Raw genomic sequence first — 12,391 nt, forward strand, 5'->3', positions numbered from 1 at the left:
CCGCCGCCGACCGTGGCCGGCTCGGCCGGCCGGAGCGGTGCTGGTGCGCCGTCCCACCGCGCGGGCTCACCCGACCAGCAGCGCGATGGCGGCGTAGTGGCAGGTGGCGGCGGCACACACGAACGCGTGGAAGACCTCGTGATAGCCGAAGACCGACGGGAGCGGGTCGGGACGGCGGCAGTGGTAGGCGACGGCGCCGGTGATGTAGAGCAGCCCACCCGCGACGACCAGGGCCGCGGCGAGGCCGCCGGCCGCGGCCCACAGCGCCGGCACCGCGAGCGCGTTGACGGCTCCCAGCGCGATGAACGCTCCTCCGACGAGCCACTCCGGCGCGTCCATGCGGGCCAGCCGGGTCCGGATCCCCAGGGCGGTGAGGGCCCACAGCAGGACCAGGCACAGCCGCCCGTAGGTGCCGGGCACGGCGTGGAGGAACACCGGGGTCGCCGTCCCGGCGATCAACAGGAAGATCATCACGTGGTCGGCCCGCTGCAGGACCCGGCGGGCGACCGGCCCCCAGCTGCCCCGGTGGTACAGGGCACTGACGCCGAACAGCCCGCTGAGGCAGCCGGTGTAGATCCCGACGCCGATCACCGGCCCCCGGCCGTGGACGGCGACCCACAGCAGGGGGCCGGCGACGAGCGAGGCGGCGAACCACACCAGGTGCAGCCAGCCGCGCAGGAGGGGCTTGGCGTAGGACACCGCGCGCCGCGCGTCGTAGTGCACCGTGGGACCGGTCCTGGCCCGGCGGTCCCCGTGGCCCGGCCGGCTGACGGTCACGCCACCTGCCCGGCGCACAGCCGGAGCGGGCGCCGGGCGCCCGGTCCTCCGCCGTCAGGCCCCCGGTGACGCACGGTCGCCGGCCCGGCGGTGGTCTCCCCTCCGGACGCGCGGGGGAGGCGGGCCACCCGCGGCCCGTGACCTCCTCCCCGGCGCACCCGAGGAGCCGCGACCCGGGCGGTCGGCAGTCCCCGTCCGCGGCCGGCCTGCCCTCCGGCCGGGGCGTCCGCGGGCGCCGTCCCGGTCGTGCGCGTCGCGACGTCCACGGCTGGCCCTTCACGGTCCTTCAGGTGGGGAGCCGCGGGCACGAGCGGATGCGCAGCCGATGTCCATCCGTGCCCGCGCCACCACGTCGCAAACCCGCGAGGAGACGGTGCGGGAGTCCGAGGACCCACGCGCCGGCCCGGTCGGACGCCGGCCCGGCCCCTGCCGCCGCCCCGGCGCACACCCGCGTGCACGGGGGCCCACCCGACGTCCGGAGTTTGGGCACCGGTCGTTTGCGGGAGGAAGTGATCGCAGGCGGTCCCACCGTGCCGACGCCCGGCGCCCGGGGCGGTTCGCCGCCCGGCCCCGGCGGACGGGGCCGGCGCCACCGACGGGTCGGGACGGGAGGATCGTGACGGTCGTCGCGGAGTTCCGGGCCGTGCTCGCCGAGTCGGCGGGGGAGCTCGCCGGTCCCGAGCTGCTGCCCGAGCGGCTGGCCCGTGCGTGCGCCCGGGTGCTGCCGGTCGACGGTGCGGGCATCGGGCTCTTCTTCGTCGACGGCCAACGGCTGCCGCTGGGCTCGAGTGACGCGGCGGCGGCGACGGCGGAGCGGCTGCAGTTCACGATCGGGGCCGGGCCGTGCCTGACCGCGCACGCCGAGGGCACACCCGTGGTGGCCGACGAGGTGACGATCCGGTCCCGGTGGCCGGCGTTCCACGACGGGCTGGTCACCAGCACCCCGATCCGCGGGGTCATCTCGCTGCCGCTGCACGGGGGGTTGCGCGGCATCGGGGCGCTGGACCTGTACACGGTCCCGCCGAACGAGGTGACCGCGCTGAGCCTGGCGCACGCGCTGGCGATCGGTGCCGAGGTGGCCTCGGCGTTCCAGCAGCACAGCGAGGCGACGCGCGGTGAGAGCGACGGGCCGGTGTGGCTGGACGCGCCGGCCGCCGGACGGCGGTCGGTCGTGTGGCGGGCCATGGGCTTCGTCAACGCCGGCCTGGAGGTCACCAGTACCGACGCGCTGGCGCTGCTCCGGGCGCACGCCTACTCCCGCGGCGGGGACCTCGACGAGCTCGCCCGGCGCATCATCGAGGGAGAGGTCCCCCTGAGCGGCCTGCTCGACCGCGGCGGTGACCTCTAGCCCCCGCCCTCGCCGTCCGTGTCCCTGCGGCGCCCGCCGCGGGGGCGGGGACGGCGGCCGCTCGGCGGCGGGCGGTGACCGTCCTGGACGCGGCGATGCGCCCGCCACGACGGAGAGCTGCGTACGCTCGGGTCCGGTCGTGGGAGCCACCCTGCGCCGACCCGTGCGTCCGACCCCGGCGTGCCACGTCAGTGCGGGCTCCGAGACGGAGTCCGCGACCGAGGTGCCCGCCCCGGTGCAGCAGACCGGAGCCGTGCTGTGGACAGCAGCCAGGATCCCCGCCTCGACGAGGCTGCCGGCACACCCCGGCGCCGCGGGCGCCTCCCTGCTCCGGAGCTGTCGATGGAGGACCTGCTGCACACCGTGGCCGCGCTGGCCAGGACGGTGGTGCCCGGCGACACCGAGACGTCGGTGTCGCTGCTCGTCGACGACGTGCCCACCACGGTGGCCGCGACCGGTCGGCTGGCCGTCGACGTCGACGAGGCGCAGTACGAGCGTGACCACGGACCCTGCCTGCACGCCGCGCGCACCGGTGAGCTGGTCGAGGTCGCCGACACCCGCACCGACCGCCGGTGGCCGGACTACGTGCCGCGGGCGGTCGCCCACGGCGCGCTGAGCTCGCTGTCCGTCCCGCTGGTGATCGACGCCGACCGCGGCGTCGCCGGCGCGCTGAACATCTACGCCCGCGAGGCCCACGCCTTCGACGAGGACGCCCGGGCCGCCGCCACCCGCCTGGGCCCGCACGCCGCGGCGGCGGCCGGCGACCTGCACGCGATGCGGAGCGCCCGCGCGATGGCCGACGACCTGCGGACCGCCCTGGAGGCCCGCGCGGTGATCGACCAGGCCACGGGCGTGCTGATGCAGCGGTTCGGGCTGACCGCCGACCAGGCGATCCGCACGCTGGTCCGGGCGTCCGCGGGCGCGGCCCGCCGGGTCCGCGACGTCGCCCACGACCTGGTGCGGACGGGGGAGCTGCCGGCCGGTCCGCCGGGTGGGGAGGGGTGACCGCCCCGGCCGGGCCCGACGTCCGGGCCGACCTGTGCGCAGGCGACACGACGACCTCTCGCGGCACGCCCCCCACCGCGGCCGAGGAGACTCCCATGACGCAGCAACGGCAGCGGGTCACCGAACTCCGCCTCGTGGTCACCGCGACGGACCACGAGGCCGCCGTCCGCTTCTTCCGCGACGTGCTGGGGCTGCCGCAGCAGGAGGCCCACGAGGCCCGCGGCGGCCACGTCGTCGTCCTCGACGCCGGCCGGGCGACGCTGGAGATCAACGACCCGGCCTACGCCGAGTACATCGACGAGGTCGAGGTGGGACACCGCGTCCCGGGCCGGATCCGCGTCGCGTTCGAGGTACCCGACACCCGCGCCGCGACCGCGGACCTGGTCGACGCCGGCGCGGACCTGGTCGCCGAGCCGACCGTCACCCCGTGGGACACGCTGAACTCCCGGCTGCACGGCCCGGAACGGCTCCTGCTGACCGTCTTCGGTCCCGTGGAGGAGCAGCCGTAGCGTCCGGGACCCCGGGCTGCTGGCGGACGGCGGCCGCGCCGGCCCGCCCGGGTGCCGCGCGTCCCGGCACGCGCCGCCGCAGCCGGGGACCGGCGATCCGCGGATCGGCCGTCCCTGAACACGGGCGCCCCGCGCGGTGAGGCTGGGGTCCCCACGACCCGAGGAGCACCCGATGCCGCGCACCCGACCCGACGTCCCCGTCCCCGTCCCCGACCTCACCGGCCGCCGCGCCGTCGTCACGGGAGGCAGCGACGGCGTCGGCCTCGTGCTGGCCCGCCGGCTCGCCGCGGCCGGCGCCGAGGTGGTCCTGCCGGTCCGCAACCCGCGCAAGGGCGAGGCCGCGGTCGCCCGGATCCGCGCGCAGGTCCCGGACGCCGAGGTCTCCCTCCGCGACCTCGACCTGTCCTCCCTCGCCTCCGTCGCGGCGCTGGGCGAGGCACTGCGCGCCGAGGGGCGGCCGGTGCACCTGCTCGTCGCCAACGCCGGCGTCATGCGGCCGCCGGACCGGCAGACGACGGCCGACGGCTTCGAGCTGCAGCTCGGCACCAACCACCTGGGGCACGTCGCGCTCGTCGCCGCCCTGCTGCCGCTGCTGCGGGCCGGCCGGGCGCGGGTGACCTCGCAGACCAGCGTCGCGGCGCGCCGGGGGGCGGTGAACTGGGACGACCCGAACTGGGAGCGGTCCTACGACGGGCAGCGCGCCTACGCCCAGTCGAAGGTCGCCGTCGGCCTGTTCGCGCTGGAGCTGCAGCGGCGCAGCACCGCCGGGGGCTGGGGGATCACCAGCGACCTGGCGCACCCCGGGATCGCGCCGACGAGCCTGCTCGCGGCCCGGCCGGAGGTCGGCCGGGCCCGGGACACCACCGGCGTGCGGCTCATCCGCGTGCTGTCGCGGCTGGGCCTCACCGGCACCGTGGAGAGCGCGGCGCTGCCGGCCCTGCTCGCCGCGACCGCGCCGGACGCCGGCGGCCGGTTCTACGGCCCGGACGGTCCCGGCTCCGCCGCTGGCGCCCCCGCGGAGCAGGAGCCCTACCGCCCGGTGCGCGGCACTGAGGACGCCGAGCGGATGTGGCGCCTGTCCGAGCAGCTGACGGGGGTGTCCTTCCCCGCGGCCGCGCGCGACGGGGTGTGCCCCCTCCCGCGCTGACCGTCCCTGGGCCGTCCCCGCTCAGCCGGGGACGGCCCGGTCCGCGGTCGCCGACGAGGTGCCGAGGACGGCCAGCAGCTGCAGCCGCTCGGCGCTCTCGCTGCCCGGGACGGCGGTGTACACGAGCAGCCGGTGCGACTGGTCGGGGTCGACCAGCGACTGGCAGGCCAGCTCCAGCGGTCCGACGACGGGGTGGACGAACCGCTTGACCTCGCGCGGGCGGATGCCGACCTCGTGCGCGTCCCACAGCCGCCGCAGCTCCTCGCTGCGGGCCAGCGCCAGCTCGGCGAGGCGCGCGGCCCGCGAGCCGGGGCCGCGCAGGGTGACCAGCTCGCGCAGGCCCGAGGCGTAGAGCCGGGACAGGAACGCGTGCTCCTCCGGGGCGTACAGCGCCCGCGTGGCCGGGTCGGTGAACCACCGGTAGCCGAGGCTGCGCGCCGGACCGGTGCGCAGGGTCGCGTCGCCGGTGAGCGCGACGGCGAGCGGGGTCTGCCGCAGCGTCTCGCCGAGCTCGGTGACGATCTCCGCCGGGGTGTCACCGAGCCGGTCGAGGATCCGCAGCAGCCCGGGGCCGACGTGCTCGCCGTCGGCGCCGCGGGCCGGTGGCCGGTGGCCGGCCAGCCGGAACAGGTGGTCGCGCTCGTCGAGCGAGAGGTGCAGGCCCTGCGCGATCGCGGCCACCATCTGCTCCGACGGCTGCGGCCCGCGCTCCTGCTCCAGCCGCGCGTAGTAGTCGGTGGACATGTGGCAGAGGACGGCGAGCTCCTCGCGCCGCAGCCCGCTCGTCCGGCGGCGCGGCCCGCGGGGGAGGCCCACGTCCTCCGGCTGCAGCGCCTCCCGACGGCGGCGGAGGAACTCGGCCAGCCCGGCCCGGTCGATCACGTCGCCTCCCTCGTCGGTGCTGCGTCGTTCCTACCGTCGCCGGGAGCGGTCAGCCACGGACCGCCGGTCCCTCCCTCGGCCGGACGAGGACCGCCGCGGGCCCGGCGCCGGCGACCCGGGGGCGTTCCCGGCCCGGCCCCGGGTGCGGCGGCGTCGCCGACGCCGCCGGTCCGGGACCCCGCAGAGGCGCTGGGGCGGGGGACCGGCGGGAAGCCGCTCCCGAGCGGCTCGCCGTCCTGCCGGCGGGGTGGTGGACTCGGCGCGGTGGCGCGCCCCGGCGTCGCCGGCCGGCGGGTGCGGAGGTGGGGGCGTGCGGGTGCGTCCACGCGGGCTGGTCCTGCTGGTGGCGCTGGCCTCCGCCGTCGCCCAGGCCTTCGGCCGGTTCTCCTACGCGCTGCTGCTGCCGGCGATCGACCGGGACCTGCTCGGGTCCTACGCCGTCGCCGGGCTGGTCGCCACGGCCAACGTCACCGCCTACCTGCTCGGCACCGTCGCGGTCAGCGCGCTGTCCCGCCGCGCCCGGCCGGCGGCGCTGATCAAGGCCGGCCTCGCCTGCAGCGGGTCGGGGCTGGGCCTGCTCTCCGTCGCCGGGGGCGCGGGCGGCCTCGCGGTGGGGCTCACCCTGACCGGCGTCGGCGGGGCCTTCATCTGGGTGCCGGCCCCCGGGCTCGCCGGCTCCGTCGTCCGCCCCTCCCGCCGGGGCGCGGCGATCGGCGTCGCCGGCTCGGGCATCGGCGGCGGGATCGTGCTGGCCAGCGCCCTGACCTGGACCCTGCGGTCCTGGGGCGGGGACGCCTCCTGGCGCACGGTGTACCTGGTGGAGGCCGCGATCGCCGTCGTCGTCCTCGGACTGTGCCTGCTCCTGCTGCGCCCGGCGCCCCGCCGCGACGACGACGTCCCCGTGCGCGCGGGCGCCCTGCGCCGGGTCCCCGGGTGGATCGGCCTGGCCGGCGGCTACGCCGCGTACGGCCTGGCCTACTCCGTCTACACCAGCTACCTGGTGACCGCCCTCGAGGACGACGCGGGCTTCTCGGCCGGTCACGCGTCGGCGGTCTACACGCTGGTCGGCGTCGGGCTGGTCGCCGGCGGGATCGTGCTCGGGCCGCTGTCGGACCGGTGGGGCCGCGGTCCCACGCTCGTCGGCGGCTACCTCCTCATGTCCGCGGCGATCCTGCTTGTGCCGCTGGGTGCCGAGCCGCCGGCCTCGGCGTCGGCGCTGCTGTTCGGGCTGACGATGTCCGGGCTGCCGGCGGTCATCGCGGCCCACCTGTCGGACTCCCTGACCCCGCGGGAGTTCGCCGGGGCGTTCGGCCGCTGCACCCTCGCCTTCGGCCTGGCGCAGCTGGCCGGCCCCCCGCTCGGCGGCTGGCTCGCGGAGACGACGGGCGGCTTCCTCGTCCCGTTCCTGCTGGCCGGCCTGGTGGCGGCGGCCGGCGCGGGGCTGAGCGTCGACGTCGTCCGCGCCGCGCGCCGGCGGCGGGACGACGTCCCCGCGTGACCGGCGCGCCGATCCCCGACAGCACCGCAGCGGGAAGTCGGTGGCGCACCGCGCCGCCGCTGTGCCACCGTCCCGGCGATCGTGCTCGACCGGCAGGAGGTGAGACCCGTGAGCGCAGTGTCCGCAGTGGGTGCTCCCCTGCAGTCCACGACCACGCGACCGAGGTAGTCGCCCCCCGGAGCGCCCCGCCACGCAACCCGCGAGAGGCGACTCCCATGACCACCACACCTCCTCCACCCCGGCCCGCCGCGGGCGGGCGGGCGCTGGTCCTCGGCGGCGGCGGATCGACCGGCAACGCCTGGCTGATCGGCGTCGTCGCCGGCCTGTTCGACGCCGGACTGGACGTGACCGGTGCCGACCTGGTCATCGGGACGTCGGCCGGGGCGACCGCGGCGGCGCAGATCACCGGCGCGGCGCCGCCCGACCTGCTCGCCGCCGTCCTCGCCGCTGCGCCCCCGCTCCGGACCGGTCCGGCCGGGCCCGACGCCGGGCGCGTCCCCCTCGGGCCGGTGGCCGACCACCTGGCGAGGACGGGCCGGGTCATCGCCGCCGCCGAGGACGCCGCCGACATGCGCCGCCGGATGGGTGCGGCGGCGCTCGAGGTGGACGCGGCGTCGGACGGCTCGGGGTCGGCGCGGTGGCGCGCCACCGTCGCCGCCCGGCTGCCGAGCGGGCGCTGGCCGGAGCGAGCGGTGCTGGTCACGGCGGTCGACGCCCACACCGGTGCACCGGTCGTGTTCGACCGCCACAGCGGGGTCGAGCTGGTCGACGCCGTCGCCGTGAGCACCGCCGGCGGCCCGCCCTACCGCATCGGCGACCGCCGGTACATCGACGGCGGCTACCGGTCCGTCGAGAACGCCGACCTGGCCGCCGGGTACGGGCGGGTGCTGGTCCTGGCACCGCTCGGCGGCAGGTCGCGGCACCCGCCGGGGTGGGGCACCCACCTGGCGGCACAGGTCGAGGCGCTGCGCGCCGGCGGCAGCAGGGTCGAGACGGTCGTCCCGGACGGCGACGCCGAGCACCTGTTCGGCGCGCACGCGATGGACCCGGCGCTGCGCCCGCCCGCCGCCCGGGCCGGCCACGACCAGGGCCGGGCGCTCGCCGGGCGGCTCACCGGGTCCTGGCGAGACGCCTGACAGCATGTGCCGGTGCGCGCCGTCGTCGTCGACTCGGTCCGGGCCCGGCCCCAGGTGCGGGACGTCCCCGAGCCCACGGCCCCGCCCGGCGGGGTGGTGCTGCGGGTGCTGGCCACCGGGATGTGCCGCAGCGACTGGCACGCCTGGGCCGGGCACGACGACGAGGTCGTGTTCCCGCACGTGCCGGGGCACGAGCTCGCCGGGGTGGTGGTCGAGGTCGGGGCGGAGGTCACCCGCTGGCAGGCGGGGGACCGGGTGACCGTCCCGTTCGTCTGCGGCTGCGGTCGCTGCGCGTGGTGCCGGGCCGGGGAGGCGCAGGTCTGCCCGGACCAGCAGCAGCCGGGCTTCACCCACTGGGGGTCCTTCGCCGAGTACGTCGCCCTGCACGCCGCGGACACCAACCTGGTGCGCGTCCCCGACGGGATCGACGTCGCCAGCGCGGCGAGCCTGGGGTGCCGGTTCGCCACGGCCTACCGCGCCCTGGTCGCCCGCGCGCGGGTCGGCGAGGGGGAGTGGGTCACCGTGGTGGGCGCGGGCGGCGTCGGCCTGAGCGCGGTGGCGATCGCCCGCGCGCTGGGGGCCCGGGTGGTCGCGGTGGACCGCAACCCCGAGGCCCTCGCCGTCGCCGCCGCTCTCGGCGCGGAGCACACGGTGCGTGCCGACGGCCGCGACGTCCCGGCCGCCGTCGCGGAGCTGACCTCCGGCGGCAGCCACGTCGCCGTCGACGCCGTGGGCAGCGAGCAGACCTGCGCGGACTCGGTCCTGAGCCTGCGCCGGCGGGGACGCCACGTGCAGGTGGGGCTGCTGCCGCCGGTCGACGGCCACCCGCGGGTCCCGATGGCGCGGGTGATCGGCTGGGAGCTGGACCTGCTGGGCAGCCACGGCATGGCCGCGGCCGACTACCCGGCCATGATGGCGCTCGTCGAGCAGGGCTCGCTGCAGCCGCAGCGGCTGGTCGAGCGGACCATCGGCCTCGACGGGGCGGCGGCCCTGCTGCCCGTGTTCGACCGGACGACGGTCGCCGGGATCACCGTGGTCGACCCCGCCCGCTGACCCTCGGCCCGGGCGCCCGTCCGGCGGCGGCTACCCGGCTCCGGCCTCCGCGGACGGGCCCGGGGGTGCGGCCCCGCCGGCGGCCTCCTCGACCGACCGCGTGAGCGGGTGACCGGGACCCAGCGCCCGGCGGCAGCGCTGCAGCGCGTCGTCCACCGCTCCGGCCGGCGGTGCCCCACCCGGCCGGGTGCCCGCGAGGACCACCGCCGCGGCCGCCAGCGCGGTCACGCCGTGGTCGGGGTCCAGCACCCGGTGACAGCGCCGGAGGGTGTCCTCGGCGAGGGCCCGGGCCTCCCCGGCCTCGCCCAGCTGCACCAGGGCGACGGCCAGGGGCGCGGCCGCGTACAGGGTGATGACGTTGTCCGGGCCGTACACGCCCCGGCTGCGCTGCAGCACGTCCCGGCCCAGCGCGCGGGCGGCCCCCGCCTCGCCGGACAGGGCCAGGGCGAGGACCACGGCGTCGGCGTCCAGGAGGGTGACGGCGTTGTCGGGGCTCAGCACCCGCCGGCAGCGCTCCAGGGTGTCCTGCCCCAGCTGCCGGGCCGGCCCGACGTCGCCGACCGAGACCAGCGCCATGGTCAGGGCGGTCCCCGCCAGCAGCGTGGTGGCGTGGTCCTCGCCGTACACCTGCCGGCAGCGCCGCAGGGTGTCCTGCCCCAGCTCCCGGGCCGGCCCGACGTCGCCCAGCTCGGCCAGGGCGATGGTCAGGCCGCCCGCGGCCAGGAGCGTGGTCGGCCGGTCCGGGCCGTAGAGGCGGAGGCTGCGCCGCAGGACGTCGTGGGTCAGCCCGCGGGAGGCGTGCACCCGCCCCAGCTGGAGGAAGTCCAGCGCCAGCGTGGTCGCCGTCCAGAGGGTCCGGACGTGGTCGGGCCCGAACACCCGGTGGCAGCGCTGCAGCGTGTCCTGGGCGAGCGCGGCCGCCGCCCCGGCGTCGCCCAGCTGGTTCAGGGCGAGGGCGAGACCGCTCGCCGCGGTCAGGGTGTCGGGGTGGTCGGGGCCGAGGACCGCCCGCCAGCGGTCGAGCAGCGCCTCGCCCACCGAGCGGCTGGCCGCGGTGTCGCCCCGGGCCTGCAGGTAGCGGGCGGTGTCCAGGACCAGCCGGCGGCCGGCGGGCGAGCGGTCGCCGAGCGGGGCGGTGGCGAGCACGTGCGGGACGAGCCGGGCGAACACCGGCCAGCCGGCCGGGTCCTGGGGGTGGCCGGGGGAGTCGGCGGCCAGCAGGGCCACCACCCGGTCGGCGACGGCCTGCCGGCGGTCGGGTGGGAGCTGGAGGCGGATCACCGACTGCACCAGGCGGTGGACCTGGAAGCCGTCGCGGTGGCGGCGGGCCAGCGAGTAGCCGACCGCCGCCCCGATGGCGTCGTCCAGGGCGTCCGGGTCGGCCGCGGCGTCCCGCAGCGGCTCCTCCAGCAGCTCGGGGTGGTCGGCGAACAGGCCGGCCGGGACGGGCTCGGGGGCGAGGGAGGCGGCCAGCTCCAGCAGCTGCACCGCCGCCGGGTCCTCGGCGCGCAGCCGCTCCAGCGACAGCGCCCACGTGGTGTCGATCCGCCCGTGGTAGCCGAGCACGTCGCCGCGGGCCAGCAGGGTGGCGCGCCGGGTGCGGAACCGGCGCAGGTAGTCCTCGGGCGGCAGGTCGGTCTGCTCCAGGTAGGCGGCGGCCTGGGCCGCCGCGAGCGGCAGGTCGCCGAGCTCCGCGGCGAGCGCGTCGGCGGTCCCGGCCCCCAGGCCCGGCATCCGGGCACGGAGCAGCGCGACGGTCTCCGGCCGGGTGAGGACGTCGACCTCCAGCCGGCCGCCGAGGGGCCCCCAGGCGGGGAAGCGGGACGTGATCAGCACGTGGCCGGCGCCGTCGGGCCGGTAGCCGGCGACGTCGGCGGGCCGCTCCGCGTTGTCGAAGACCAGCAGCCACCGGTCCCGGCCGCGCAGCTCCGCCAGCAGGCGGTCCACCGTGTCGGCGACGGTGGCCCCGGCCGGCAGCCCCAGCCGGGCGGCGAGGCCGGCGAGCTGGTCCGGGACCAGCACGGCCTGCTCGGCGTCGACCCACCACACGACGTCGTAGTCGGCGGCGTACCGGTGGGCGTACTCGAGCGCCAGCTGGGTCTTGCCCACGCCACCCAGCCCGTACAGCGCCTGCACCACGAGCGTGGCCTCACCCGCCCGGAGCCGGCGCCGCAGCTCCGCCAGCTGCTCGGAGCGACCGGTGAAGTGGGGGTTGCGGGCCGGCAGGTTCCAGACCCGGTCGCCGGCCGGGCGCACGGGGCGGGAGCCCGCTCCCGCCGCCGGCAGCGGGGGGAAGTCCGTCGGCAGGCCGGAGACGTCGAGCTGGTGCAGCGGGGTCGGCCGGGGGAAGTCCTTGAGCCGGTGCTCGCCGAGGGACCGCAGCGCGAGCCCGGCCGGCAGGTGCTCGTCGAGCAGCGCCACGACCGACTCGGAGAGCAGGACCTGGCCGCCGGCGGCGAGCGCGGCGATGCGGGCGGCCCGGTGCACGGCGAGCCCGACGTAGCTGCCGGCGAACAGGCGCGCCTCGCCGGCGTGCAGGCCCATCCGCACCCGGACCGGCGTGCGGCCGGGCCAGGCGTGGGCGGCCAGGGCCCGCTGCGCCTCCGCCGCGGCGGCCACCGCCTGGCCGGCGGTCGGGAAGGCCACGAAGAACGCGTCGCCCTGGGTGTCGACCACGCAGCCCTCGTGCGCCGCGAACGCCGCCCGCAGGAGGCACCGGTGGTCGGCGAGGGCCGCCGCGTAGCCGTCCCGGTCCTGCCGCAGGAGCGCCGTCGAGCCCGCGATGTCGGTGAACAGGAAGGTGACGGTGCCGGTGGGCAGGACGCCGTCGCCGGGCCGCGGGGGCTCCGCGACGGTCCGCTCCTCGGCCATCCCCGACCTCCCCGGTCGTTCCCCTCGACGGTCGGCCTGTCCCGGAGGGTAGGGATCCCGGCAGGTGTCGGGCAGGGACCTACGACCGGGCCGGCCGGCCGACGCCGGCCGGTGGGGGGTGCCGGGGGTCCCGCGGCCGGACGCCCTGTCGGCGCCCGGGTGCCG

Annotated in this window: 10 protein-coding genes; 7 read left to right on the forward strand and 3 right to left on the reverse strand. The window is 78.4% G+C overall.

The genetic code is table 11. The features are described from left to right. Window positions 1-66: 66 nt before the first annotated feature. Entirely contained in the window at window positions 67-777 is a 711-nt protein-coding gene (trhA, locus tag ACI79B_RS15205; protein WP_456928781.1) for a PAQR family membrane homeostasis protein TrhA, read from the reverse strand. Between the two features lie 616 nt (window positions 778-1,393). Here trhA and ACI79B_RS15210 point away from each other — a divergent pair. From ACI79B_RS15210 to ACI79B_RS15225, 4 genes are all read left to right on the forward strand, one after another. Then, window positions 1,394-2,125 carry a GAF domain-containing protein gene (locus tag ACI79B_RS15210; RefSeq protein ID WP_456928782.1) on the forward strand — a complete coding sequence of 244 codons (732 nt, stop codon included), beginning with the start codon at window positions 1,394-1,396 and terminating at the stop codon, window positions 2,123-2,125. Window positions 2,126-2,467: 342 nt separating this feature from the next. Next, complete coding sequence (locus ACI79B_RS15215) at window positions 2,468-3,130, forward strand: ANTAR domain-containing protein (protein WP_456928783.1); 663 nt, start codon at window positions 2,468-2,470, stop codon at window positions 3,128-3,130. Between the two features lie 95 nt (window positions 3,131-3,225). After that, window positions 3,226-3,639, forward strand: coding sequence for a VOC family protein (locus ACI79B_RS15220; protein ID WP_456928784.1), 414 nt, complete (start codon window positions 3,226-3,228; stop codon window positions 3,637-3,639). Window positions 3,640-3,811: 172 nt separating this feature from the next. Continuing rightward, window positions 3,812-4,786 carry an SDR family oxidoreductase gene (locus tag ACI79B_RS15225; RefSeq protein WP_456928785.1) on the forward strand — a complete coding sequence of 325 codons (975 nt, stop codon included), beginning with the start codon at window positions 3,812-3,814 and terminating at the stop codon, window positions 4,784-4,786. 21 nt (window positions 4,787-4,807) lie between these two features. Here the strand turns inward: ACI79B_RS15225 and ACI79B_RS15230 are convergent, their stop codons facing one another. Beyond that, window positions 4,808-5,668 (reverse strand): helix-turn-helix transcriptional regulator, encoded by an 861-nt coding sequence (locus tag ACI79B_RS15230; RefSeq protein ID WP_456928786.1) that lies wholly within the window; start codon window positions 5,666-5,668, stop codon window positions 4,808-4,810. A gap of 310 nt (window positions 5,669-5,978) precedes the next feature. Here ACI79B_RS15230 and ACI79B_RS15235 point away from each other — a divergent pair, with 310 nt between their 5' ends. The 3 genes from ACI79B_RS15235 (at window position 5,979) to ACI79B_RS15245 (ending at window position 9,355) form a co-directional block, all read left to right on the forward strand. Next, complete coding sequence (locus ACI79B_RS15235) at window positions 5,979-7,166, forward strand: MFS transporter (protein ID WP_456928787.1); 1,188 nt, start codon at window positions 5,979-5,981, stop codon at window positions 7,164-7,166. A 215-nt stretch (window positions 7,167-7,381) separates the two neighbouring features. After that, on the forward strand, window positions 7,382-8,302 hold the full coding sequence (locus ACI79B_RS15240; protein ID WP_456928788.1) for a patatin-like phospholipase family protein: 921 nt from the start codon (window positions 7,382-7,384) through the stop codon (window positions 8,300-8,302). Window positions 8,303-8,314: 12 nt separating this feature from the next. Further along, window positions 8,315-9,355 carry a zinc-binding dehydrogenase gene (locus tag ACI79B_RS15245; RefSeq protein WP_456928789.1) on the forward strand — a complete coding sequence of 347 codons (1,041 nt, stop codon included), beginning with the start codon at window positions 8,315-8,317 and terminating at the stop codon, window positions 9,353-9,355. A gap of 30 nt (window positions 9,356-9,385) precedes the next feature. Here the strand turns inward: ACI79B_RS15245 and fxsT are convergent, their stop codons facing one another. Further along, window positions 9,386-12,226, reverse strand: a complete 2,841-nt coding sequence (gene fxsT / locus ACI79B_RS15250) for an FxSxx-COOH system tetratricopeptide repeat protein (RefSeq protein ID WP_456928790.1) — start codon at window positions 12,224-12,226, stop codon at window positions 9,386-9,388. Window positions 12,227-12,391 lie beyond the last annotated feature (165 nt).

The sequence above is a fragment of the Geodermatophilus sp. SYSU D00879 genome (assembly GCF_054050375.1).